Annotated in this window: 22 protein-coding genes; 11 read left to right on the top strand and 11 right to left on the bottom strand. The window is 67.0% G+C overall.

Annotation, left to right across the window (positions count from 1 at the left end; all coding sequences use genetic code 11):
- Nucleotides 1-183: 183 nt before the first annotated feature.
- A complete protein-coding gene (locus AC3G88_RS24065; RefSeq protein WP_488774072.1) occupies nt 184-1746 on the bottom strand; it encodes a methyl-accepting chemotaxis protein in 1563 nt (520 codons plus the stop codon).
- A gap of 185 nt (nt 1747-1931) precedes the next feature.
- Between AC3G88_RS24065 and AC3G88_RS24060 the strand changes: the two genes are divergently transcribed.
- Complete coding sequence (locus tag AC3G88_RS24060) at nt 1932-2681, top strand: lipoyl protein ligase domain-containing protein (protein ID WP_488894065.1); 750 nt, start codon at nt 1932-1934, stop codon at nt 2679-2681.
- 17 nt (nt 2682-2698) lie between these two features.
- Here the strand turns inward: AC3G88_RS24060 and AC3G88_RS24055 are convergent, their stop codons facing one another.
- Entirely contained in the window at nt 2699-3418 is a 720-nt protein-coding gene (locus tag AC3G88_RS24055; protein WP_487522501.1) for a DUF3047 domain-containing protein, read from the bottom strand.
- A gap of 159 nt (nt 3419-3577) precedes the next feature.
- Here AC3G88_RS24055 and AC3G88_RS24050 point away from each other — a divergent pair, with 159 nt between their 5' ends.
- From AC3G88_RS24050 to AC3G88_RS24035, 4 genes are all read left to right on the top strand, one after another.
- A complete protein-coding gene (locus tag AC3G88_RS24050) occupies nt 3578-3796 on the top strand; it encodes a hypothetical protein (protein WP_487522502.1) in 219 nt (72 codons plus the stop codon).
- Nucleotides 3797-3831: 35 nt separating this feature from the next.
- The gene (locus tag AC3G88_RS24045) at nt 3832-4686 is read left to right on the top strand and encodes a polysaccharide deacetylase family protein (protein ID WP_488774073.1); all 855 of its coding nucleotides are present in this window, start codon (nt 3832-3834) and stop codon (nt 4684-4686) included.
- Between the two features lie 96 nt (nt 4687-4782).
- Complete coding sequence (gene fusA / locus AC3G88_RS24040) at nt 4783-6888, top strand: elongation factor G (RefSeq protein ID WP_400394625.1); 2106 nt, start codon at nt 4783-4785, stop codon at nt 6886-6888.
- Between the two features lie 134 nt (nt 6889-7022).
- A complete protein-coding gene (locus AC3G88_RS24035; RefSeq protein WP_488774074.1) occupies nt 7023-7274 on the top strand; it encodes a GlsB/YeaQ/YmgE family stress response membrane protein in 252 nt (83 codons plus the stop codon).
- Here AC3G88_RS24035 and AC3G88_RS24030 read toward each other — a convergent pair.
- From AC3G88_RS24030 to AC3G88_RS24020, 3 genes are all read right to left on the bottom strand, one after another.
- Nucleotides 7239-10364, bottom strand: a complete 3126-nt coding sequence (locus AC3G88_RS24030; protein WP_488774075.1) for a transglycosylase domain-containing protein — start codon at nt 10362-10364, stop codon at nt 7239-7241. The two genes, AC3G88_RS24035 and AC3G88_RS24030, sit on opposite strands and share 36 nt — an antisense overlap.
- Before the next feature lie 296 nt (nt 10365-10660).
- Nucleotides 10661-11686, bottom strand: a complete 1026-nt coding sequence (locus AC3G88_RS24025; RefSeq protein WP_488774076.1) for an aldo/keto reductase — start codon at nt 11684-11686, stop codon at nt 10661-10663.
- Nucleotides 11687-11809: 123 nt separating this feature from the next.
- Complete coding sequence (locus AC3G88_RS24020; RefSeq protein WP_488774077.1) at nt 11810-12724, bottom strand: LysR family transcriptional regulator; 915 nt, start codon at nt 12722-12724, stop codon at nt 11810-11812.
- Between the two features lie 103 nt (nt 12725-12827).
- Here AC3G88_RS24020 and AC3G88_RS24015 point away from each other — a divergent pair, with 103 nt between their 5' ends.
- A complete protein-coding gene (locus tag AC3G88_RS24015; protein WP_488774078.1) occupies nt 12828-14108 on the top strand; it encodes an SGNH/GDSL hydrolase family protein in 1281 nt (426 codons plus the stop codon).
- A 73-nt stretch (nt 14109-14181) separates the two neighbouring features.
- Here the strand turns inward: AC3G88_RS24015 and argG are convergent, their stop codons facing one another.
- Entirely contained in the window at nt 14182-15507 is a 1326-nt protein-coding gene (argG, locus tag AC3G88_RS24010; RefSeq protein WP_153948628.1) for an argininosuccinate synthase, read from the bottom strand.
- Nucleotides 15508-15762: 255 nt separating this feature from the next.
- On the opposite strand from argG, the gene AC3G88_RS24005 reads away from it, so the two are divergent.
- From AC3G88_RS24005 to AC3G88_RS23995, 3 genes are all read left to right on the top strand, one after another.
- On the top strand, nt 15763-16191 hold the full coding sequence (locus AC3G88_RS24005; RefSeq protein WP_400396000.1) for a VOC family protein: 429 nt from the start codon (nt 15763-15765) through the stop codon (nt 16189-16191).
- An 86-nt stretch (nt 16192-16277) separates the two neighbouring features.
- Nucleotides 16278-16481, top strand: coding sequence for a SlyX family protein (locus tag AC3G88_RS24000; RefSeq protein WP_488774079.1), 204 nt, complete (start codon nt 16278-16280; stop codon nt 16479-16481).
- Nucleotides 16482-16623: 142 nt separating this feature from the next.
- Nucleotides 16624-17151 (top strand): DUF1439 domain-containing protein, encoded by a 528-nt coding sequence (locus tag AC3G88_RS23995; RefSeq protein ID WP_488774080.1) that lies wholly within the window; start codon nt 16624-16626, stop codon nt 17149-17151.
- 18 nt (nt 17152-17169) lie between these two features.
- Here AC3G88_RS23995 and AC3G88_RS23990 read toward each other — a convergent pair whose 3' ends face one another.
- The 3 genes from AC3G88_RS23990 to AC3G88_RS23980 all read right to left on the bottom strand — a co-directional run bounded on the left by AC3G88_RS23990 (nt 17170) and on the right by AC3G88_RS23980 (nt 19621).
- Nucleotides 17170-18066 (bottom strand): DMT family transporter, encoded by an 897-nt coding sequence (locus AC3G88_RS23990; protein ID WP_488774081.1) that lies wholly within the window; start codon nt 18064-18066, stop codon nt 17170-17172.
- A 356-nt stretch (nt 18067-18422) separates the two neighbouring features.
- Nucleotides 18423-19286 carry an NAD-dependent protein deacetylase gene (locus AC3G88_RS23985; protein WP_488774082.1) on the bottom strand — a complete coding sequence of 288 codons (864 nt, stop codon included), beginning with the start codon at nt 19284-19286 and terminating at the stop codon, nt 18423-18425.
- Nucleotides 19283-19621 (bottom strand): oxidoreductase-like domain-containing protein, encoded by a 339-nt coding sequence (locus AC3G88_RS23980; RefSeq protein ID WP_488894063.1) that lies wholly within the window; start codon nt 19619-19621, stop codon nt 19283-19285. Before AC3G88_RS23980 ends, AC3G88_RS23985 begins: the two co-directional genes overlap by 4 nt.
- 70 nt (nt 19622-19691) lie before the next feature.
- Here AC3G88_RS23980 and AC3G88_RS23975 point away from each other — a divergent pair, with 70 nt between their 5' ends.
- Both AC3G88_RS23975 and AC3G88_RS23970 read left to right on the top strand, forming a co-directional pair.
- A complete protein-coding gene (locus AC3G88_RS23975) occupies nt 19692-22025 on the top strand; it encodes a patatin-like phospholipase family protein (RefSeq protein WP_488774084.1) in 2334 nt (777 codons plus the stop codon).
- 263 nt (nt 22026-22288) lie between these two features.
- Nucleotides 22289-23137 carry an IclR family transcriptional regulator domain-containing protein gene (locus tag AC3G88_RS23970; protein WP_488774085.1) on the top strand — a complete coding sequence of 283 codons (849 nt, stop codon included), beginning with the start codon at nt 22289-22291 and terminating at the stop codon, nt 23135-23137.
- Nucleotides 23138-23152: 15 nt separating this feature from the next.
- Here AC3G88_RS23970 and AC3G88_RS23965 read toward each other — a convergent pair whose 3' ends face one another.
- Together AC3G88_RS23965 and AC3G88_RS23960 are read right to left on the bottom strand one after the other, a co-directional pair.
- Nucleotides 23153-23947: a flagellar brake protein gene (locus AC3G88_RS23965; protein ID WP_153948635.1), complete on the bottom strand. Its 795-nt coding sequence runs from the start codon at nt 23945-23947 to the stop codon at nt 23153-23155.
- A 230-nt stretch (nt 23948-24177) separates the two neighbouring features.
- Complete coding sequence (locus tag AC3G88_RS23960) at nt 24178-25083, bottom strand: LysR substrate-binding domain-containing protein (RefSeq protein WP_488774160.1); 906 nt, start codon at nt 25081-25083, stop codon at nt 24178-24180.
- Nucleotides 25084-25203: the final 120 nt, after the last annotated feature.

Below are 25203 nucleotides of genomic sequence, written 5' to 3'. Positions count from 1 at the left end.
TCCGATTCGTTCACGATCTAGCGCAATAGCCATGCAGATTAAGGCTATGCCTATGTGGCGCCGTCAGGTCGAGGGGCGAGTAATCCAGGGCAAGCCGTCTGATCGAAACGCTCAAACAAAAAACCGCAGCCGAAGCCGCGGTTTTTTTCATCGGGCCGATGGCGGCGACGCCGCCGCGTTGCTTCAGACCCCCGCCAGGCGGAACGTCGAGACGGCGCGCATCATCGAGTCGGCCTGCTCGGCCAGCGACTGGGCGGCGGCGGCGGCTTCTTCCACCAGTGCGGCGTTCTGCTGGGTCACCGAGTCCATCTGCGTGACGGCCTGGCCGACCTGCTCGATGCCGGTGCTCTGTTCGGCCGATGCGGCGCTGATCTCGCCCATGATGTCGGTCACGCGGCGGACGGCGCCGACCACTTCCTGCATGGTCTCGCCGGCCTTTGTCACCAGCGTGGAGCCGTTGTCCACCTGCGCCACCGAATTGTCGATCAGTGTCTTGATTTCCTTGGCCGCGTTCGCGCTGCGCTGGGCCAGGCTGCGCACCTCGCCGGCCACCACGGCAAAGCCACGGCCCTGTTCGCCGGCACGGGCGGCTTCCACGGCGGCATTCAGCGCCAGGATGTTGGTCTGGAAGGCAATGCCTTCGATCACGCCGATGATGTCCACGATCTGGCGCGATGCCTGGTTGATCTCGCCCATCGTGGCCACCACCTCGCTGACCACTTCGCCGCCACGGTTGGCGATCTCCGAAGCGTTCACGGCCAGCGCGCTGGCCTGACGCGCATTGTCGGCGTTCTGGCGCACGATGCCCGTCAGTTGTTCCATGCTCGATGCGGTCTGTTCCAGCGCCGAGGCCTGTTCCTCGGTGCGCTGCGACAGGTCGTGGTTGCCGGCCGAGATCTGGTTGGTCGCGGTGGCGATCGAACCGGCCGCGCCGCGGATGTCGCCCAGCGTGGCCGACAGGCGGTGCTGCATCTGCTGCATCGCGGCCAGCACGCTGTGGTGGTCGTCGGCACGCACCTGCACCGGCACGGTCAGGTCGCCGCCGGCGATGCGCGCCACGGCTTCCACGGCATAGGCCGGCTCACCGCCCAGGCTGCGCTTGACGGTACGCATGATCATGCCCATCACGGCGGCGATCAGCGCGCCGATCAGTAGCGTGCTGAGCAGCGCGTTGATCAGGTTGGCGCGGAAGGCGTCCTCGATGTCGATCAGGAACACGCCGGTGCAGACAAACCAGTCCCAGTCGGCCACGTAGCGGCCATAGGTCAGCTTGCGCTGGGGGTTCTCGGTGCCGGGCAGGCGGCCGCGATAGGTGGAAAAGCCGGCGTCCTCGCCAGTGGTGCGGCGCGCGCCCTCGATGATGGCGCGGTACACGTACACGCCGTCCGGGTCCTTGAACTCGCCAACCTGGTTGCCCTCGGTCTGCGGCAGGCCCGGGTTCAGGATCACCTGCGGCTTGGAGTCGACAATGAACAGGTAGCCGTTCTGGCCGAAGCGCATCGCGCGCAGCGCGTCCTTGGCGGCCTTCTGGGCGTCTTCCTTCGACATCGTGCCCTTGGCGGCGCGCTCGGCATACAGCTTGACGATGCCCTCGCCCGTCGCTACCAGCGACTGCAGGCCGTCGCGGCGCTCGGCCATCATCACGGACTTGGTGTGGAAGGCGTTCCAGGCGCCGAGCGCCAGCAGCAGCACCCACATGACGGCGAGTGCCGCCCAAAGTTTGGCATTGAGGGTAAGTCGGTTCATGATGCGACAGGCTGAGGTATAGGGGAGGACTCCGCGCGACCCTTTGCGGGAGCTCTTTGTTTGCCTCGGAGATAACGGCATTTGCGGCGCAGCTTTTTAGCACCAGACTGGCGCATGGCGTAAGCTGCACGTGAGATCCGTGACCGGACGTTGCCAGGCCAACCTTTCGAGCTGCCATGACCTTGATGCACGCCACGACGTTTTCGTTTGTCGATTCCCATCCCATCGAGACCGATCCGCTGCAGGGCGAACTGACGCTGCTGGACCACGCCGCCCGTTCGGGTCCGGTAGCCCAATTGTGGGAAGCGCCGCTGTCGCTGGTAATTCCGCGCAGCTACCTGCGCCAGCCCGGCATCGAGGCGGCTCGCGCGGACTTTGCCGCCAAGGGGTGTCCGGTCTGGTTGCGCATGTCGGGCGGCGGCCTGGTGCCGCAGGGGCCGGGCATCCTCAATGTCAGCCTGGCCTATGCCGTGCCCAAGGGCGCCGCCAGCTGGATGGAACCTGTTTACCTGCACCTGTGCGAGGTCATCGCCGCCGGCCTGCGCCAGGTGGGTGTGGAAACGCACTGGCAAGCCGTGGAGGGATCGTTCTGCGATGGCCGGTACAATCTGGCCTGGGGTCCCGGCGACCGCGCACGCAAGATCGCCGGCACCGCCCAGTACTGGCGGCGGGCGCCTGCCGACGTGCAGACGCCCGACGGCCAGCGCCATCTGGTGCTGGCGCACGCCATCCTGCTGGTGGATGCCGATCCGGAAGACATCAACGCGCGCGCCAATGCGTTCGAAGCGGCCATTGGCAGCGGCCGGCACTATGACCCGGCCAAGGTGGTCAGCGGCCGGGAAGCCGCCGGGCTGGACGACGCCAGCGGCCTTACCGCGCGCGTGTCATCGGCGATTCAGGCGGCCATTGCGGTCTCCACGCCGCCTGGTAGTTAAGTGCGGCGCGCCGGGGGCTACTTGCCGGGCTGGAAGCCGATATCGCCGTACCAGGCCCGCGCCGTGGCGCCGGTGTTGTCGGTGTCGGTCAGGATGCCGTAGCCGGTGAGCTTGCCCGGCGCTTCGTGGAACGCCTTCTGGAAGTCGCTGACCACGTTGCGGCGCAAGGTCTGCCATTTGCCGGCCTCGTTGCCCACCACGATCATCTGCACGCGGCTGGTATGCGGATTGGCGATGACGGTGCCCACCGGCGCGCTGTTGGTCCAGATATACATCAGCGTGGCGTAGGGCAACTTCTCGCCTGCCACGCCGGCGGCCAGCGCCTCGGCACGGTCGCCGATCGACAGGTTGCTGCTGCGGCCGTCGAAGAAGAAGACCAGGCGAGCCGGGGCATCCTCCCTGGCGCCCACGCTGTTGTCGGCACCCGGGATGGCCGCCGCCACTTTCCAGCGCCATTCGACGACCGGCGTTTTCGACAGGTCGATATCGCCTTCGTGGACCAGGCCCGACGCGGCGCCAGCGGCATCGGCCTGCAGCACCGTGGTACCGTTCGCGGCGACCAGCGCATAGCGGGTCAGCTTCTTGCCGGATACCACCGGGCGGTTCTGCCAGCCATCGGGCAGCGCGCCACCGGGCTTGCCGGCCGAAAACGAAACGCCGGGGCCGTCCGCCAGCGCCGGCAGGGCGGCGCAGCACAGCAGGGCGGACAACAGGACTGCAATAGGGGGGCGGACCATGGGACGGCCTTCGTGTTCGGGTGAAAGGGTGCGCGAGAAGCGTCGCGAGTTCCTCATCATTCTAGGTAGCCTGCCGGCAACGTGCCGTGAGCCGGCGACTGATTGCACGATCGGACGCGCGCTGACATCCCCTCAACGACGGGAAAAAGGAATGCGGAGATGGGACTGCTGATCGAAGCCATCGGCTGGCTGTTCATGGAACTGATCGTCTACGGGGTGTTCTATGCCATCGGCTGGGTCGTGCTGATGGCCATCACCTTCGGCGCCTATCCGGGCCGCTGGCGGGGACCCGACAACTATGTCGATGCCGAATGGACGGCCTTTGCCGGTTTGATCGCCACGGTCAGCGCCGTGGTCGTTGTTTTTAAATTGCTTTGAAGATCACTTTTACTTTGCGCCACACCGTATTACCGATGTTCCGTCCCCTCGTCGCAGCGGCCATCGCCGCCACGCTGGCCTTGTCCGGCTGCGCGATGGGGCCGACCACACCACTGCCGCCCGACACCGCCGCCCGCCTGGCGCCGGTGCGCTTCCTGCTGACGTTGGACGATGGCCCGGACACCGGCCCCTTTGGCGGGACGCCGCTGATCCTGCGCCAGTTCGCCGACAATCCGGTCACGCCGGGGGTCAAGGGCATCTTCTTCGTCCAGACCGAAAACCCGCGCCGTGGCGGTGGCCCGGAAGGCCGTGCGCAGATGCACGAAACCTGTGCACAGGGCCAGCTGATGGCCGTCCACAGCGGCATGGTGGGGGGCCATATTTCCCATACGAAGCTGGCGCCCGACGTCCTGGCGGCATCACTGCGGCGCGGCCAGGCCGACATCGCGGCCCAGTGCGGACAGGCGCTCGCCGTGGTGCGTCCACCCAACTGGGCCTACAGCGCCGGCACGCAGGCCGTGTATGCCCAGGCGGGCCTGGGGATGCTCATGGCCGACGCCAGCGCGCGCGACGGCAAGATCTATGGCTGGACCATCAGCCTGCGCCGACGCCCGCACATGCGCCGCGAACTGGAGAACGTCGGCCAGGCGATGGTGGCCCACCGCCTGCCGGCCGTGGACGGCGTGACGCCAGTGATCGTGGCCTTCCACGACTCCAACGGCTTCACGGCATCGCACATGACGGAATACCTGCGCATCCTGGTGGAAACCGCCCGCGACAACGGCTTGCCACTGGCCGACCCGCCGTTCTATACCGATACTCAGGCAGCCGCGCGTGCAGCACTGGCGCGCGCCGCCGCAGGCGTCTACGCACGCGAAAGCTGGCCCTGATTTCCCCGCTATGCCTTATGCGGCATGGGGAAATACGCGCACATCGCGGAAGTGCTACGCTTGTCGGCCCGTGGTGCCCGAACCAGGAGAAACACCGTGCCCCGCAAGACCCCCATCGAACGCTACCGCAACATTGGCATCAGCGCCCATATCGACGCCGGCAAGACGACAACGACGGAGCGCATCCTCTTTTACACCGGCGTGAATCACAAGCTGGGCGAGGTCCATGACGGCGCGGCCACCATGGACTGGATGGAGCAGGAGCAGGAGCGCGGCATCACCATCACGTCGGCCGCCACCACGGCGTTCTGGAAGGGCATGGCCGGCAACTATCCCGAGCATCGCATCAACATCATCGACACCCCGGGCCACGTCGACTTCACGATCGAGGTGGAACGCTCGATGCGCGTGCTCGACGGTGCCTGCATGGTCTACGACGCCGTGGGCGGGGTGCAGCCGCAATCGGAAACCGTCTGGCGCCAGGCCAACAAGTACAACGTGCCGCGCATCGCCTTCGTCAACAAGATGGACCGCGTGGGCGCCGACTTCCTGCGCGTGCGCGACCAGATCCTGAGCCGCCTCAAGGGCAATCCCGTGCCGATCCAGATTCCGATCGGCGCCGAGGACAACTTCCGCGGCGTGGTCGATCTGGTCAAGATGCAGGCCATCGTCTGGGACGACGCCAGCCAGGGCGTGCGTTTCGAATACACCGACATTCCGGCCGACCTGAAGGACCTGGCCCAGGAATGGCACGACAAGATGATCGAGGCCGCCGCCGAGGCCAGCGAGGAACTGCTGGAGAAATACCTGGGCGGCGAGGCGCTGAGCGAGGCCGAGATCAAGGCCGCGCTGCGCAAGCGCACGGTGGCCGGCGAGATCCAGCCGATGCTGTGCGGCAGCGCGTTCAAGAACAAGGGCGTGCAGGCCATGCTCGACGCCGTGATCGACTACCTGCCCTCGCCGGTGGATGTTCCCGCCATCCTGGGCCACACCGAGGACGACAAGGAGGCCGAGCGCCATCCGAGCGATGAGGAGCCGTTCTCCGCGCTGGCCTTCAAGATCATGACCGACCCGTTCGTCGGCCAGCTGATCTTCTTTCGCGTGTACTCGGGCGTGGTCAATTCCGGCGATACGGTCTACAACCCCGTGAAGGGCAAGCGCGAACGGCTGGGCCGCATCCTGCAGATGCACGCCAACGTGCGCAACGAGATCAAGGAAGTGCGCGCCGGCGACATTGCGGCCGCCGTGGGCCTGAAGGAAGCCACCACGGGCGATACGCTGTGCGACCCCGACAAGGTCATCATCCTGGAACGGATGTCGTTTCCCGAGCCCGTGATCTCGCAGGCCGTGGAGCCGAAGACCAAGGCCGACCAGGAAAAGATGGGCATCGCGCTGAACCGCCTGGCGCAGGAAGATCCGTCGTTCCGCGTGGCCACCGACGAGGAATCGGGCCAGACCATCATTTCCGGCATGGGCGAACTGCACCTGGAAATCCTGGTGGATCGCATGCGGCGCGAGTTCGGCGTGGAGGCCTCGGTCGGCAAGCCGCAGGTGGCCTACCGCGAGACCATCAAGAGCGCGGCCAAGGACGTGGAAGGCAAGTTCGTCAAGCAGTCAGGCGGGCGCGGTCAGTACGGCCACGTGGTGCTCAATGTCGAACCGCTGCCACAGGGCGGGGGCTACGAATTCGTCGACGCGATCAAGGGCGGCGTGGTGCCGCGCGAGTTCATCCCGGCGGTGGACAAGGGCATCAAGGAAACGCTGGAGACCGGCGTGCTGGCCGGCTACCCGGTGGTCGACGTCAAGGCGACGCTGGTATTCGGTTCGTACCACGACGTGGACTCGAACGAAAACGCGTTCCGCATGGCCGGTTCCATGGCCTTCAAGGAAGGCATGCGCCGCGCCAAGCCCGTGCTGCTGGAGCCGATGATGGCCGTCGAGGTGGAGACCCCAGAGGAATTCACCGGCAACGTGATGGGCGACCTGTCGTCGCGGCGCGGCATCGTGCACGGCATGGAGGACATCGCGGGCGGCGGCGGCAAGATCGTGCGCGCCGAGGTGCCGCTGGCAACGATGTTCGGCTATTCCACGTCGCTGCGCTCATTGACGCAAGGCCGCGCCACGTTCACGATGGAATTCAAGCACTACGCGGAAGCGCCGGCCAATGTGGCCGAAGCCGTGATCAGTTCGCGCAAGACCTGAGCTGCCCCGGGCCAGCCGGCCTGAAGGCAACGCGGCGCGTCAGTGCGCTGGCGCGCCGTCGAGGTACCCCGGTTCGTCACATGACGGTGGCACAATGGGCCACCGGTCCCTCTTCGCAACGGAAGGAGCGCATCATGATGGCATTTCTCGGTACGGTATTCGTTGGCCTGATTGTCGGACTGATTGCGCGGGCCATCAAGCCCGGCGACGACAAGATGGGCTGGATCATGACCATCGTCCTTGGCGTGCTGGGCGCGCTGCTGGCTGGCTATGTGGGCCGCGCGATGGGGTTCTACCGCCCAGGCGAGCCGGTAGGCTGGATCGCCTCCATCATCGGCGCCATCGTCCTGCTATTTATTTACGACGCGGTCCGCCGCAAGCGCTAGGTTTGCCGGCGCCGGGTCATCGGCGGCGGGCGCCAGCGAGGCCGTCGACGGCTGGATCGCCATCATGGTGGTGTCCTGGCAGCGCAGCAGCGCGGCGTCGCTGCCAGGCGCGGCCATGGCCGTGATCTGCGGGGCCAGCGCCCGCAGCACCCGCACCGCCAGCGCGCTGGTGAACGAGTAGCGCGCCGCATACGGCTCGCGGACGTGCAGCGTCACCGTGCCGAAGTACCGATTGCCAACCAGGAAGACGAACGTCGCCGAGCGGTTCACCGTGCGCGACGCGATCACGCGTCCGCCCGGCCCGTAGGTCTGGAACACCTGCTCGCCCGTGCCGGTCTTGCCGGCAACCAGCAGCGGCGCCCCTTGCGGCTGGCCCTTGTGGTTCACCGGCACGAACGCGCCGTTGATCGACTTGGCCGTGCCGCGCTGTACCACGTCCAGCATCGACTGCCGCACCAGCACCGCGATTTCAGGCGCGATCAGCGGCTTGCCCGGGCTGGGTTGCAGGCTGTACGTGGTGGCGTATGGCGTAGCCGACGCAAAGGCGAACGTGCGCACCGTGGACGGCTGTGCATCCACGCCGTTGTTCAGGATGATGCCGGCCAGCTCGGCCAATGCCGAAGGCCGGTCGCCCGAGGCACCGATCGAGGTGGCGTACGACGGCGTCAGCGTATCGAACGGATACCCCAGCCGCTGCCAGCGCCGGGCGATCTTCTCGAAGGCCTCGCGTTCCAGCAGCGTGCGGATGCGGCCATCCTGCCCCAGCTTGCTGCGTGTCTTGAACAGCCACACGTACACGGCCTGCCGCTCCTGCGCGCTCTGCTGCAGGACGTCCTTCAGCGGGGCGTCGGGATGCGTGCCCAGGTACTCCACCATCCACAGTTCCAGCGGATGGATGCGGGACAGGTAACCGCGGTCGTTGAGGTTGAACTTGTCGTGGCCGTACTTGGCATAGAGCTTCTGCAGGTCCTCGTCATCGAACTTCTGCTTGGGCATCCACTGCCGCAGCGTGCGGGCGAAGGTCTCATAGTCCGTATTGGGCCGCGCGCTCAGCAACGCCACCGACAGCCGCACCGCGCCCAGGTGCGGCGTGGGCTGCTTCACGCGGCCCAGCAGCACCTGCAGCCGCTCGTCGTTGGTCTTGCCACGGTAACGCTGCCAGAAGTTGACCATGAACGCGCTGCCTTCCTCGTCGGCAAAGCGTTCCAGGTAGGGGCGGCGGCCCGGGTCGTTGCGATCCTCGATCAGCGATCCGGCCTCGGGATGCGCCAGGAACACCTCGTAGCGCACGATGTCGCGCATCATGCGGATGAACACGAGGTTGACCGAATGCTGGAACCCGATGCGCACGGTCATTTGCCGCTCGCCTTCCCACTTCTCGAAATTCGTGAAGCTCTGCATGCCGCCGCCTGTATAGAACGCCTCGCCGGGATTGCCCGAATACTTGCGTTCCATCGCGGCGTCGAGCATGGCGGCCCGCTCGCGTTCGGCCGGCTTGGCCTTGATCAGGTAGTCCACGGCCCACCGTGTCAGCGCATCCTGGCGCGGCACCTGCACCGCCTTCAGTTCGGCCACGCTCATGCCCGCATAGCGGTCGTGCAGCTCGTTGATGACTTCCAGGTAGGTGACCAGCGTGCGCAGCTTGGCGGTGGACCCCAGGTTCAGCCGCGCTCCGGCATTGATGTCGAACGGCTGGTCGACGTTGTCTGTCTGCACCCGCACGACGGCCGCGTTGCCGACGCGCTCGAACAGGGTGAAGCTGGCCACGAGCCGCGATGGATCGTCGCTTTCCTTGAGCAGGTTCTTGCCATAGAGCCCCATCTCGTGGGCGCCATCCTTGGTACCCACGCGCAGCAGCGTCTCGGTCACCTTGCGCTGTGCCTCGCGATTGATGGTGCTGTCCACGGTCAGGTCGAGCCGGTCGAGGTCGTAGCGGCTATCCACATGCAACATGTGCTGCACGTCGTTGCGTACCTGGTTGACCGCCTTGCGCGTGACCCAGGGGTCGGGCGCAGGCCGCTTCGGCGGGGCCGCCTTGTCCAGCGACTGCGCCAGCGCGGCGTCGCGCAGTTCCGGCGTGATGGCGTTGGCCGACGCCAGCAGGCGCAGGTAGCTGCCGGTCAGTGCGTCCAGGTTGGTGTCGTCGCGCCGCAGGTGATACGACGGGCGACGCTGCGAGATGATCAGCGACAGCACGCGCTTGTACACCTGTGCCGCGCGCGGCGACGGGTTGCGCGGATCCATCTCGCGCAGCAGCTGGTTGGCTTCGGCGAAGTCTTCGCCATACCAGACGTACAGCGCGTCGCCGACACCCTCGATTTCGCCATGACCCGCCCGCGCCGACAGCGGCACCGTGTTGACATAGTCAACCACGATGTTCTCGCGCGCCCGCTGCGTGTCCGGCCCGTCGCGGTAGGCACGCAGTGAAGCGGAGGTCATCTGCCGCAGCTTGTCGGCAATCGATTGCGTCTTGCCTTCGGGCGAATGCCGGTATTTCTCGATCTGCGTGGCCAGCGTGCTGCCGCCGGGATGGCGGTGGTTGCGATCGACCAGGCGGATGCCCTGGTCCATGACGGCACGCGAAAACCGGCGCCAGTCCAGCGCCGGGTTCATCATCGGGTATTCGGGGTTGAGCAGGTTCTGGTTTTCGACGAACAGCAGCGACGTGACCAGCACCTTCGGAATCGAATCGAAATTCTCGTATTGCCGCTGCGGATAGCGGTCGTACGACATCGTCAGCGCATTGCAGTCGCGAATCAGCAACCCGGCCTGGGTCTTTTCCCGGTAGGGCGGGAAAATGCCCTGGTCCATCAACCGGATCATGTCATATGACATGCGCGACTGCGATGTCGTGACGTAGCCTTCTCGAAGTAGCCGTTCGCCGAATTCGCCAAGGCGTTCGTAGCCAAGACGCAGATCGTAGGGGCCGGAGTGCGGATAGCGGATGCTGTCGCTGGGGCCGGGCAAAACCTCGAAGGTCAATGACTTGCCCAGCCGGCTCATATAGCGAGCCTGCCATTGAGAGGTCTGCGCCTCGTTGGAGACGAGGCTCACGACCATGTACGCGCCGCCGCATACGGCGACTGCCATCCCTGCAAGGACCCAGCCACGACGTGACACGTTTTGCATCCGGTTGCGCCGGGCCCACCGTCTCGGCAGGCATCGCCGGCTCAAAGCCTGCGCCACATGACCTTCATTCGGAGGCCACCGCGTGTATTTATATTACGCGGATCGCTGCCGAATGTGCGACCGAAGTTGGCAACCGCACGTATTCAAACGCACCGGCGTGCGCGGCGCGCAACAGGCAGCTTGGGCATCACACCCCCGTGTATTTCAGGAGCGCAATGCCGGCTGCCTTTGTCGTTTTTACGCCATGACCGGGACGTTCAGGCGGCAGTGACAGGACGTCCGCCGAACGGATAGTTCGGGTCGTTGTAGCCATGGGTGGATGCATGGCCGCGCGGCACGAGGTCGTCGATCATCGCCTCTTCCTGCGGCGAAATGGCCGCCCCCACTGCACCAAAGTAGTCCTCGAACTGCGCCAGCGTGCGCGGGCCGGCGATGACCGAGCTGATGATCGGATTGGCCAGCACCCAGGCGGTGGCGAACTGGCCCGGCGTCAGGCCGCGGCCTTCGGCATGCGCCTTCAGCGTCTGCGCGATGACCAGCGACGCTTCGCGGAATTCGGTTTCCATCATGCGGCGGTCCGCCCGGCCGGCGCGCGTGTCCGCCTGGGGCGCCTGGCCTGGCAGGTACTTGCCCGTCAGCACGCCGCGCGCGATCGGGCTGTAGGGCACCACGCCCAGGCCGAAATGCTGGCACGCCGGCAGGATTTCCACTTCGGGCATGCGGTTCAGCAGGTTGTAGTACGGCTGGCATGCGACCGGACGCGGCACGCCCAGCTTGTCGCACAGCGCGGCAACCTCGGCAATGCGCCAGCCGCGGAAGTTGGACACCGCCCAGTAGCGGATCTTGCCGGCGCGTATCAGGTCGCCCATCGCGCGTACCGGCTCTTCCAGGTTGGCGCCGGCGAAGTCGCGATGCAGGTAGAGGATGTCGATGAAGTCGGTATCCAGCCGGCGCAGGCTGTCTTCCACCTCGCGCAGGATCCAGCTGCGCGAGTAATTCTGCTGGTTCGGCCCGCTGCCCATCGCATTGCCGAGCTTGGTGGCCAGCACCCAGTCGTGCCGCTGCCCTTGCAGCAGGCGGCCCACCATCGATTCGGACGCGCCCTTGGTGTACACGTCGGCCGTATCGATGAAGTTGACGCCGTGCGCGCGGGCGCTGGCAACGATGCGGCCGGCCTCGGCTTCATCGGTCTGGTCGCCGAACATCATCGTGCCAAGGCACAGGGTGGATACGTTCAGGTTGCTGACGCCCAGGCGGCGGTACTGCATGGTGAAATCTGGCATGACGAGGTTCCCCGATTAGCGAAGCCGAAGCAGAAAAGGCAAGCGGCCCTGAGATCCATCCGGGCCGGCATCGCGCATTGTGCCGCGTTGCGGCGCGGCTTGCAGCGCCGGCTCGCTTGTCTGCTATGTATCGGCCGGGGTAAAACCGGGCAGCGCCGGCAGACGCTCGGTCAGGAACGCCAGCAAGGCGCGCGTGCGGGCCGGCTGGTATCGGCGCGACGGATAGACCAGGAACGCCTCCTGCGGCGGGCCATGCCAGCCGGGCAGCACGGGCACCAGATCGCCACGGTCCAGCAGGTCCTGCACCAGCCAGGCCGGCGTCAAGCCCAGCCCGGCGCCGGCCAGAAAGCTCTCGCGCATGGCCAGCGAGTTGTTGACGCGATAGCGGCACGTCGCCTCCACACTGGCGGCGCGGCCACGTGCATCGGTCAGCACGATGTCTTCGCCAGCCGCCAGCCACGTGAAGCGCAGCAACCGATGGCCGACCAGGTCGGCCGGCTGCCGCAGCGGCGGATGATCTGCCAGATAGCCGGGCGCGGCCACAAGCATGCGTGGCGATACGGCGATGCGACGCGCCACCACGTTGGGCGGCAGCGACGCACCGAGGCGCAGCGCCACATCGACGCCGGCCTCAACCAGATCGACAAAGCGGTCGTCGAAGCGCAGATCGACATCGACATCGGGAAAGGCCTGCAGGAATTCCAGCACCAGCGCGTTCAGCCGCAGCACGCCCAGGCTGACCGGCGCGCTGACGATGATCCGGCCGGATGGATGGTCGGCCAGGCCGCGCGCCTCGCCCACGGCTTCGCCATAGGCGTCGAGTACGGTCAGCGCCTGCGCGTAGAACCGGCGGCCCGCTTCGGTGGGGGTCAGCCGCGTGGTCGTGCGCTCCATCAGGCGGACGCCGAGGTCTGCCTCCAGCGCGGCCACGGTCTTGCTGACGGTGGGTTGCGATGTGCCGAGTTCGCGCGCCACCGCCGACAGGCTGCCCAGTTCCATTGCCCGTGCGAAGACGCGCATTGCCTTGAGGGTATCCATGACAGCTCATTCTGAATTGGCATGAGTGATATGCCATTCTGCCAGCTACCTGCAAGGATCGGAATGAGTGACATTGGCCTCTCCCTTACTTCAGGAGTCAACGATGTTCTCAACATCATGGATTCGTGCGATGGCGATGTCCGGCAGCCTGCTTTCCGGTGCGGGACTGGCCGGGCAGGCCCCGGCCGACGCCGCCCACGCCGCCACCTGGGCCACCACCTGGATGGCCAGCCAGCAGCCGGTCTGGGCCCCAGGCGCCCAGCCGCTGCCCACGGGCTTGCCCGAAGCGATCCACGACGCCACGGTCGTGCAGCGCGTGCGCATCAGCGCGGGCGGCCGACGCGTGCGGCTGGTGCTGTCGAACCGGTATGGCCGGCAGGCCGTCCACGTTGAAGCGGCGGGCATGTATGGCATGGCGGCCCGCCTCGGGCGCCCGGTCACATTCGCGGGCCGCGCCGCGGTGTCCGTGCCGGCCGGCGGCAGGGTGACGAGCGATGCGGTGGACCTCGACGCGCCGGCGCTGGATACCGTGACCGTCAGCCTCTACCTGCCCCGGTCCACGACGTTGGGATCGTTCCATTGGGATGGCCGACAGACGGCATACATCGCGCCGGGCAATCAGGTCGATCAGGTCAGTCAGGTCGATCTGGCCAGACCGGCGGGCCAGCCGGCGATGCGCGAGGCACGCACGTTCCAGGCACGCATCCTTCTGGCCGCCATCGAAGTCGAAACGCCGGCGCCGCGTCCCACCGTCGTGGCCATCGGCGATTCCATCACCGAAGGCAATGGTGCGACACCGGATGCCGACCGCCGCTGGCCCGACCAGCTGGCGAACCGGCTGGCGCACCAGCGCGCCGCCGTCCTCAATGCCGGCATTTCGGGCGGCCAGTTGCTGCGCGACGGCATGGGCGAATCGGGCCTTGCCCGTTTCGGGCATGACGTGCTGGCCGTGCCGCAGGTGCGCAGCGTCGTGGTGGCCCTGGGCATCAACGATATCGCCTGGCCCGGCTCGACCTTTGCACCAGACCGCAAGCTGCCGACCGTGGACGACCTCGCCGGCGGGTACCGCAAGCTGGCCGCGCAGGCCCGCGCAAGCGGCGTGCGCGTGATCGGCGCCACCATCACGCCCTTTGCGGGCGCGCTCGATGGCAGCCCGATCCAGGGTTATTTCTCGCCGGAGAAAGAGGCCCTGCGCCAGCGCGTGAATCACTGGATCCGCACCAGCGGCACGTTCGACGCGGTAGCCGATTTCGACGCTGCCGTGCGCGATCCGGCCCACCCCGAACGCCTGCTGCCGGCGTTCGACAGCGGTGATCACCTGCACCCGGGCGACCAGGGCTACGCGGCCATGGCGGCAGCCATCGATGACGCGCAACTGTTCTGAGCCATAAAAAAACCGGCACGATTGCGCGTGCCGGTTTTCTGTTTCCGCGTGCCGTTGCGGCCGCGGCGGAGGCTCAGTCTTCGAGCTTGGGCAGCGCGGCGCTGGTCTGCGACGACAGCAGGCCGGTCTTGGCATACGTCTGGAGCTTCTCGCGCGTGTCGACGATGTCGAGCGTACGCATCGTCAGCTGGCCGATACGGTCCAGCGGCGTGAACATCGACTCGCCCTTTTCCATCGTCAGGCGCTCGGGCTTGTACGTCAGGTTCGGCGAGGTGGTGTTCAGGATCGAGTAGTCGTTGCCGCGACGCAGTTCGATGGTCACTTCGCCGGTGACGGCGCCTGCCACCCAGCGTTGTGCGGTTTCGCGCAGCATGATGGCTTGCGGGTCGAACCAGCGGCCCTGGTACAGCAGACGACCCAGGCGGCGGCCGTTGTCGCGGTACTGCTCGATGGTGTCTTCGTTGTGGATGCCGGTGATCAGGCGCTCGTAGGCGATGAACAGCAGCGCCAGGCCCGGGGCTTCATAGATGCCGCGGCTCTTGGCCTCGATGATGCGGTTCTCGATCTGGTCGCTCATGCCCAGGCCGTGGCGGCCGCCGATGGCATTGGCTTCCATGAACAGGTCCACGGCATTGGCGAACGTCTTGCCGTTCAGCGCCACCGGCTGGCCTTCCTCGAAGCGCACGGTCACTTCCTCGCGCTTCACTTCCACTTCGTCGCGCCAGAACTGCACGCCCATGATCGGCTGGACGATGCGGATACCCGAATCCAGGTGCTCCAGATCCTTGGCCTCGTGCGTGGCGCCGAGCATGTTCGAATCGGTCGAGTAGGCTTTTTCGGCCGACATCTTGTACGCATGGCCGTGCTGGCGCATGAATTCCGACATTTCGGCCCGGCCGCCCAGTTCGTCGATGAACTGCTGGTCCAGCCACGGCTTGTAGATCTGCAGGCCCGGGTTGGTCAGCAGGCCGTAGCGGTAGAAACGCTCGATGTCGTTGCCCTTGAACGTGCTGCCGTCGCCCCAGATGTTGACGCCGTCTTCCTTCATCGCGGCCACCAGCATCGTGCCGGTCACGGCACGGCCGATCGGCGTGGTGTTGAAGTACGTCACGCCGGCGGTGGAGATGTGGAACGCACCGCACTGCAGCGCGGCAATGCCTTCGGCCACCAGTTGGGCGCGGCAGTCCACCAGGCGGGCGGCTTCGGCGCCGTAGGCCATGGCACGGCGCGGAATGTCGTCGTAGTCCGGCTCGTCCGGCTGGCCCAGGTTGGCGGTGTAGGCGTAGGGAATGGCGCCCTTCTGACGCATCCAGAGGAGCGCGGCGCTGGTGTCCAGGCCGCCCGAGAATGCGATACCGACGCGCTGGCCGGAAGGAATGTGCTGCAGGATGGTAGTCATCGCCAGAAAACCAGGTGAATTTGTCGGCTCTTGGGGCGCCCCCGCACGATCAGGCCGTGCGGCGAGCCGGTCCGGCGCCCGAAACTCGTAACCTTGAATTGTGACATGGCACGGCGTCAGCGCCAAACGCGCGGCGGCCGAAAATAAATGTGGACATCGTACAGACCGTCGTCTAGTCTATTGTGGACGGCGTACACAAGCGCCGCTTCCGCACAACGCCCGGGGCTGCCGGGCCCAACCCAGCAGGAGATGTCGATGTCTTCGAAAGTCCAGTCGTACCTGTTTTTCGATGGTCGCGCAGAGGAAGCGGCCGAGTTCTACAAGACCGCCATCGGTGCCAAGGTGGAAGGCTTGATGCGTTTCAAGGATGCCCCGCCCGACGCGGGCCCTGGCTGCGGCCCGGCCGCCGTCAGCGGCGACAAGGTCATGCACATGGCCCTGCAGATTGGCGATACCACGATCATGGGGTCCGACGGCGAGAACAAGGGCCAGGCCGAGTTCAAGGGCTTTGCGCTGTCGATCACGGTGGCCAGCGCGGCCGAGGTGGACAAGACCATCGGCGCACTGTCGCAGGGCGGCCACGTGGTGATGCCGGCCGCGCCCACGTTCTTCAGCGAGCGCTTCGGCATGGTGGCCGACAAGTTCGGCATCACGTGGATGGTGCTGGTCGCGCCCAAGGAATAACGGCGGCGCGCCGCTGATCCATCGGACTCCGGCTGGGCAAGGTCGTAGCATCCCCTACAATGCCGCACCCAACCGGAGAATCGCTGATGGAATCCCGCCTGACCGATCTCGAAATCAAGGTTGCCTTCCAGGAAGACCTGATCGAGACGCTCAACCTGACCGTTGCCCGCCAGCAGCAGCAGCTGGACCTGCTGCAGGCCCAGTTCCGTGCGCTCTATCAGCAGGTGCGCGCCGCCGCAGCTTCGGGCGCGGAAGGCAACCCCCAACACGAGATCCCGCCGCACTACTGAAGCAGAGGCGGCGCATGAGGCACAATCCGGAACGATCATCCCGATGGCCGGGTCACACCGGCTATCGACAGACCATTCCGCATCCATGCCCCTGACCGCCCAGCCTTCGCGCCCCGTTCGCCACATGCGACGATTCCTGGCCATGGCCCTCGCCGCCACGGCACTTGGCACGGCCCACGCCGGCTACAACGTCTGGACCGGCGAGTACACCTTCACCAAGGCCGAACTGCAGAGCGCCGTGGACAAGAAGTTTCCGACCACCCTGCGCTATGGCGAGCTGGTCAGCGTCCAGTTGTCGAATCCACGCCTGGTGCTCGACCAGGCCACCAACCGCGTGACCACGCAGATGGACGCGGTCATGTCCAACACGATCCTGCCGGCGCCGCCGGTCAACGGCACGATGTCGCTGAACAGCGGTGTGAAGTACGACCCCACGCGCCGCGCCGTGCTGCTGGACAATCCCACCGTGCAGGACGTGCAGGTGCAGGGCATGAGCCAGTACACGCAGCAGCTCAACGCCATCGGCGCCGTGGTGGCCGAACAGCTGCTCAAGGACTATCCGCTCTACACGTTCAAGCCCGAGGAACTACGTTTCAACGGCAAGGATGTGCAGCCGGGCGCCATTACCGTGACGCCCGGCGGCATCAGCGTGAAGGTCGATCTGCGCTGATCCGGCGCCATTCCCGCGCTAGCGCGCGGGCCGGAACACCAGCGCCAGGCCCACCGGTATCGCCACCATGCCGACCAGCGCCAGCGGCGCGGGACGATTGCCGAGGAACAGGTAGTCCAGCAGCACGGTGGCCGCCGGCACCAGATAGAACAGGCTGGTGACGTTGACGAGATTGCCGCGCTGGATCAGCCGGTAGAACAGCAGCGTGGCCACCACCGAGATCACGATCCCCATCCATAGCAGCGGCACGAAGAAGCCGGACACCGCTTCGAACCGGAACGGCTGGAACGGCAGGCAGGCCAGGCACATCAGCAGCGCCACGGTGTATTGCAGCGGCAGCACCTCCATCGGCGCCTGCTTCACACCCTTCTGCCAGACGGCGCCGCTTGTCATGCAGGCCAGCGCACCCAGTGCGCAAACCCAGCCGCCGGCCGACAGCCGCGCCGCCAGCAGGCTGTCGGCCACGATCGTGACCAGCCCGCCCAGCGCCAGCACCAGTCCGGCCAGCCGCACCGGCGACACGCGCCGCTCCCACCACAGCAGCGTCAGGATCGGCTGCACGCCCAGCACCGTGGCCAGCACGCCCGGCGTCATGCCGGAATCCAGCGCCAGCAGGTAGCAGACCGAATAGCCGCCGATCATCAGCGCGCCCGCCAGCGCGACGCGGCCACGGGTACCGGCGGCCGGCAGCAGGCGGCGCCGCAGCACCCCGATCGACGCGAGCACGCCAAGCGCGATCACGAAGCGCAGCGTCAGGAAGGCAAAGGGCGAGGCGTGCGCCAGGCCCCAGCGGCTGAAGATCGCGCCGCCGCTCCACAGCAGCACGAACAGCGGGGTGGCGCCATGTGCGGCCAGCAGGCGCGCACGCGTTTGCGTGGCAGCCCCTGCCGCCACGGCATCTTTCTGGAAAGTCATGATTGGGTCCTGTCGAAACCACGCAGGCCCCGGCGCGTGCTGACGCGGCAGGCGTCGGCACGTGATCCATCAGGAAAGCCGGGGACAAAAAGCGGCGGAAATCAGCCGCGAGGGGGCGCCGTCGGAGGCGCCATGGGCGGCGCGAACGGGGGAGGCGCGACAGGACCGGCACCAAGCAGACCGCGCTCGCGCGCTGGCAGGCCGCACGGTTCGGCGGCAGCGGCAGCAACAGCGATGGTGGCGATGGCTCGGGGCGTCATGGGGTGATCGGTAGATCGGGGGGTCAGCCTTGCAGCAGCAAGGGCAGCGCAAGTGCGCCGGCAACGGTCAGATGCTAGCCGTGCCGGCGCGCGAGGTCAATCGGCTTCGAGCCCCAGCGACGCTGCCAGCGCGGCCAGGGCCGGCCCGATCGGGGCGGAAATCTTGCAGGCCAGCAGCGGATCGGCCCGCGTGGTGCCCAGGTTCAGCGCCGCGATCGGCAGTCCGCGCTCGACGGCCCACAGGCAGAAGCGGTAGCCCGAGAACACCGTCAGCGACGAACCGATCACCAGCATGCCATCGGCCATATCCAGCGCCTGGCGGCCCGCGTCCACGCGGTCGCGCGGCACCGATTCGCCGAAGAACACCACGTCCGGCTTGAGCACCCCGCCGCAACGCTCGCAGTCCGGCACCGCGAAATTGTCGAACAGCGGCGACTCCAGATGCGCGTCGCCATCGGCCGCCGGCAGCGCCGATACATCGCGGAAATCGGGATTGTGCAGCCACAGCCAGCGTTGGATATCGGCACGCCGATACCGGGTCGCGCACGACAGGCACACGACGTGGCCAATGCTGCCGTGCAGTTCGGTCACATCGCGGCTGCCCGCGCGCTGGTGCAGGCCGTCCACGTTCTGGGTGACCAGTCCCGCCACGCGCCCGGCATCGCCCAGACGCGCCACCACCCGGTGGCTGACATTCGGCTGCGCGGCGTCCGCCACGGGCCAGCCCACCATGCTGCGGGCCCAGTAACGCTGGCGCGCCGGGTGCCCGCTCAGGAACGCCGTGATCGTCATCGGCGCCGAACGCTGCCAACGCCCCTGTTCGTCGCGGTAGCCCGGAATGCCCGAATCGGTGCTGATACCGGCGCCCGTCAGCACGAAAAGCCGCGGATGGCGTTCGACAAAGTCGCGCAGCGCCGCGCCGCCGTCGTCCCCGTCGTCGCGGTATGCGGCGTGGCTCACCGATCCACCTTGACGCGCCCGACCTGGCGCGCTTCCCAAGCCTTCAGTTCCTGCCGGTAGCGGTCCATCTCATCGTTGTAGAAGTCGAACACGCACGGATCGCAGCCGCTCTGGCAGCACTCGTTGTCGCCGGGGCGCTCGGGCGGCAGCGGCTTGGGATCGTCGGGCGGCGGGAAGGAATCGGTGGCAGATTCGGCGGCGGACACGGCAAGACATTGGAAGAACAGAACCGCGCCAGTATATGACGCCCGCCCGATCAGGGTCTTTGGTCCAATGCACGCCGAGGCAATCCCTGATATGCAGGAAACCGGGGCGATATTGAATTGTTTCGACAAGGCTGTGCCGGGCTGGGCGCTGCTGATAGTGTGGTGCGCCGAACCGGTACACGGCGGACTGCCTATTGCCATGGTCACTGCCACGCGCGTCATTTCCGCATTGCATCGGTCCGCCGCAGGCCTGGCGGCCATGCTGGCCTGCGCCGCCGCCATCGCGGCCGACGCGGGCCGCGCGCTATTGCCGCCGCCCAATCCGGCCCCCACCGCCCCGCCGGTACTGACTCCCGCCACGCCCGACCAACCTGTCACCCGCCCCGCGCTGCCGCCACATCCGGACGGGCGGCCCCGCATCTGCCTGGTGCTGTCCGGCGGCGGGGCACGCGGGGCGGCGCATATCGGGGTGCTGAAGGTGCTGGAGTCGCTACGCGTGCCGGTGGACTGCATCGCCGGTACCAGCATGGGATCGCTGGTCGGCGGCGCATACGCCACGGGGATGAGCACCGCCGATATGGAAAAGCTCGTCGGCGGCCTGTCGACCGATGCGCTGTTCAAGGAACGGCCGCCGCGCCAGGACCTGGCCATCCGGCGCAAGATCGAGGATCACACCAACCTGGTGACGCCCGAGATCGGGGTACGGTCGGACGGCCTGCTGCTGCCGAAGGGGGCCGTATCGGGCGTGCAGCTCGAAACCGTGCTGCGCCAGCTGGCCAATGCGCCTGGCTATCGCGATTTCGACTCGCTGCCGATTCCCTACCGCGCCGTGGCCACCGATCTGGTGGCCGGCACGCCGGTGGTCTTCAGCGAGGGCGAACTGGCCAATGTCATGCGCGCCAGCATGTCGGTGCCCGGCGCGGTGGCGCCCACCGAGTACGAAGGCAAGCTGCTGGTCGATGGCGGGCTCACCGATAACCTGCCCGTGGACGTGGCCCGCGCCATGGGCGCCGACATCGTCATCGCCGTGAACCTGGGCACGCCGCTGATGAAGCGCGAGGAACTGACCTCGCTGATCGGCGTGACCGGGCAGATGCTCAATATCCTGACCGAGCAGAACGTGCGCACGTCGCTGGCGTCGCTGAAGCCGGCCGACATCCTGATCGAACCGGCCCTGGGCGATTTCTCGGCGGGCGACTTCAACCACCTGCCCAAGACCATCCCCATCGGCGAAGCGGCCGCCCAGCGCGTGGCCGACCGGCTGTCGGCGCTGTCGCTGCCGGAAGACAAATACGCCGCCCTGCGCGTCGCGCAGCGCGCCCTGCCGCCGCCCGACCTGCGCCCGGTCGACGAGATCCGCTTCGCCCCGCTGGATCGCGTCAACCCCGCCTTTGCGGCCGCCACCATGGAAACCCGGCCCGGCGAGCCGATCACACAGGCCACGCTGGACCGCGACATGCGGCGCCTGTTCGGCACCGGCGATTTCGAGCATGTGAACTACCGCTTCCTGGAGGAACCGGGCAAGCGGGTGCTGAACGTGGATGCCGTCGAAAAGAGCTACGGTCCCGACTACCTGCGCTTCGGGCTGGGCCTGAGTTCGGACTTCCGTGGCAACGCCTTCTTCAACCTGCTGGCCAGCTATCGCCGCACCTGGCTCAATTCGCTCGGCGCCGAATGGCGCAACGACGTGCAGGTGGGGCAGACATCGAGCCTGGTCAGCGAGTTCTACCAGCCGCTCGATACGCGCCAGCTGTTCTTCGTGGCGCCGCGCATCGAACTGGAACGGCGGCCGGTCAACGTGTTCAGCGGCGACAGCAAGATCGCCGAGTACGACCTGCGCCGCACCGATTTCGCGTTCGATGTGGGCAGCCAGTTCACCAAGTACGGCGAAGCCCGGCTGGGCGTGGTGATCGGGCATCAGAACGTGTCGCTGTCCACCGGCCCGGAATCGCTGGCGCCGGCCGCCGGCAGCGACGTGCAGCGGCGGGCCATCACGGGCCGGCTGCTGTTCGATCAGCTGGACAGCATCAACTTTCCGCGTTTTGGCTATGGCGGATCGATCAACGTGTTCTCGTCGCAGGCCAGCATGGGCGCCACCGATACCTACACGAAGGGCGAGCTGACGGCGACCGGCGCGTATTCGTTTGGCAGCAGCACGGTGAACCTGGGCATCCGCGCCGGCAGCAATATCGGCGGCCCGGGGCTGCCCCGCTACGACCTGTTCCAGTGGGGCGGCTTCCTGCAGCAGTCCGGCTACAGCACGGGGCAGCTGATCGGCGGCAATATCCAGTTCGCCCGGCTGGTCTACTACAACAAGCTCGTCAAGCAGACGCTGCTGGAAGGCGTCTACGCCGGGGCGTCGGCGGAAATTGGGCGGGTCGGCGCGCCGCTGGTCGCGGGCAGCCCCACCGGGGCGCTGAAATCGGGGTCGCTGTTCCTGGGCGTGGACAGCCCGATCGGCCCGCTTTACCTCGCCTACGGGCGGGCGGCCGGCGGCCACTACGCGTTCTACCTGTTCCTGGGCAAGCCGTAGCCAGCCGTGGAGCGGGGCCGCACGCATGGCGACTGCGCCGCAGACCGTGCCACAAAGTGCGGCGTACCGAACCCCCACCTTAGTTGTATGTAATGTCTCTGTGCGGTTCTCTATACTCGACGATGTCGGTGGGACCCCCGTCCTCTTGACACCCCCTTCCCCGGTCGCCGCTCCAATCGGCGACATTTTTTTGTCCGAAATTCGGCAATCTACGTGCCGGAGCGTTAAGATGCGCGATTATCGAACAGCGCATCGCCCCCGCCATGGACGCCCCCCATCCCATCCATCTCAAGCCAGCCCAGGCCGACACCGTCCGCGCCGCCCATCCGCCGGCCGATATTCTCAACAGCTTTGCCGGGGATCCGAACTTCATGCTGTCGCTGGCGCGCGGCCTGACGGTGCTGGAGGCCTTCTCCGAGCGCAAGCGGCCGCTGACGATCTCGCAAGTGGCCCAGCGCACGCAACTGTCGCGCGCCTCGGTGCGGCGCTGTCTCTATACGCTGGAGCAACTGGGATACGTGAGCCAGCAGGACGGGCACTTTGCGCTGCGGCCGCGCGTGCTGCACCTGGGACATGCCTATTTTTCGTCGACCTCGCTGGTGTCGTCGGCGCAGCCCATCCTCGACACGCTGAGCGCGCGCGTCCACGAGACGTCGGCGCTGGCCATCCTGGACGGCATCGACATCCTGTACCTGGTGCGCTCCGAGGTGCATCGCGTGCTGACCCACGCGCTGGGCATGGGCAGCCGCTTGCCGGCCTATTGCACGTCCACGGGCCGCCTGCTGCTGGCCCACCAGCCCGACGCCGTGCTCGAAGCGTTCTTCGAACATGCCGAGCTGCGCCCGCGCACGCTGCTGACCAAGGTGTCGCGGCCGGAGCTGGAAGCGGCGTTCCAGCGCGCGCGCGAACTGGACTATGTGCTGATCGACGAGGAACTGGAACCGGGCCTGCGGGCGATTGCCGTGCCGGTGCGCGCCCAGACGGGCATGGTGGTGGCGGCCATCAGCGTGAGCGTGAAGGCCAACAAGGTGTCGGAATCCGAGATGATCGCGCGGCTGCTCGGCCCCATGCGCGAGGCGGCAGCCGCAATCGGCAAGCTGGTCGGAAGCTGACGAACCCGCCGGGGCTCAGCCCCGGTGCGCCAGTTCCAGCTGGAACACCAGGCGCTGCAGGAAGTTTTCCATGCGGCCGTCCGGATTCAGGAACGCGCAGCCGTAGTGGTGGACGGTGTTGTCGTCAAACCCGACCAGCCAGTGGCCAACCACCTGCATGTCAAGCTCCAGGCGACCCAGCTCGGCAAAATCGAGGCGGCACTTCTTGATGACCGTGCCCACCGGCAGTTGGTCGGCGCCCACCTGGCGCGAACGCAGGCCCACGCCGGACAGCGAAAGATCGGCGATATCGAGCTGCAGCGTGGACTTGTCGGCCGACGCCGGCAGCACGACCTCGCAGCGATAGCCCTTGGTCAGCAGCGTGCGCGCACGGAAATGGCGGCGGCGCTGGAAGTGATAGAGCTTTTCGGGGAAGTCGGCGATAAAGGCCGGGCCGCCCTCGAAGCGCGTGGCACCGGGCGTGCCCACCACGAAGTTCACCGGTACACCGCGCAGCAGGCCGGAAAAGGCATTCTGGTCCGACCCCATCAACGCCTGACGTTCGCCATCGGCGCGGCACCAGTCGAAAATGAACGTCTTGTTGGCTGGATCGACGTGCAGGATCGACGTCACGATCTCGGAGCCATTGCGCGAGCGCACGTTCAGCAGGCATTTCTGCCACGCCATGTCGCGCAGCACCGTGCCGATCTGCGAACTGTGCGTCAGCCGGTAGCGTTCATCCGACTGCGCAGCGTCCCGCTCGTCGGACTCGCCCTCGAACTGAGACAAGGATTGGCCTGCCTGCGGCCCGCGGGGATCTTGAAGACTCATGGAATACGCTACGTCTAATAGTGGTTGCGCCGCGGATCGCCGGGGCGGGCGGGCAATGGATCTGTCAGCGCGCGGCGCGCCAGCCGCCGCATGGTAAGCGCGCCACCCAAGCGGCGCAAGCATATGCCATGGCCTTCGGCAAAATACGACGTAACTTTAGGAACCGACTTCGGTGGGGTAGCTTCCGCTACGCTTTCGGCGCCGCAAACCCACGGTGGGTGCAGCGTTGTTCATTGCCGGGCCGGCGCGTCCGCTGGCCCCACGGGCGCCCGCGCCAGCTCGGCACGCAGCCAGTGCAACAGGGCCTCGCGGCGCGGGTCCCTGGCAAACGGCACGGGCGATATCAGGTAGTACGCGGACCCGTCGGGGACGAATCCCTGTGGCGCGGTCAGCCGGCCATCGGCCAGTTCGTCGGCGGCCATCCATTCCGATGCCACGGCCCAGCCCAACCCGGCAGCGGCGGCCTGCAGGCTCAGGTAGAAGTGTTCATACCAGGTGTCGCGCTGGCTGCCGGGCCCGTCGGGCGCGCCCGGCAGGGCCACCCCGGCGCTGCGCGCCCATCGCTGCCAGGCATCGGGGCGCGTACGGGTATGCAGCCGGACCGCGTCGGCCAGCCCCGACGCCGCCTGATCCGGACGGCAGACCGGACCAACGCGCTCGGGCGCCAGTTCGCGGGTGTGCCAGCGCGGATCGAACGCAAAATCGTTACGCCGCAGTGCAACATCAATGCCTTGCGCGGCAAAGTCCACGGGGCCACCGGCCGTCATCAGGTGTAGCGGAACGCCCGGATGGGCCGCCGAAAAGCGGCCGAGCCGGGGGATCAGCCAGCGCATGGCGATGGTGGGCTCGCACGACAGCACCAGCGCCGCGCCCGGCGTCGGCGCACGGATGCGTTCGGCTGCCGCCGCCAGCAAATCCATCGACTGCGTGGCCGCCGCATGCAGCGTCTGGCCGGCCTCGGTCAGGAATACCGCCCGGTTGCGCCGCTCGAACAGGGGCACGCCCAGCGCGTCTTCCAGCTGCCGGATCTGGCGGCTGATCGCGCCGTGCGTCAGGTGCAGCTCTTCGGCCGCGCGGGCGAAATTCTGGTGCCGCGCCGCCGCCTCGAAAAAGCGGACCCAGCCCAGCCAGTGCATCGAAGCCATGCGATCAGTCAGTTTTACTCATGGAATTGCGCCAGTATAAATCGCTTTGCGTACCCATTTCTGCGAGACAGAATCGTGCCTGCCACGCGTCCCCCGGCCGCCGCTATCCAC

Source organism: Cupriavidus sp. 86D6 (assembly GCF_057815095.1).
This window is presented reverse-complemented; position numbering and strand designations above follow the sequence as displayed.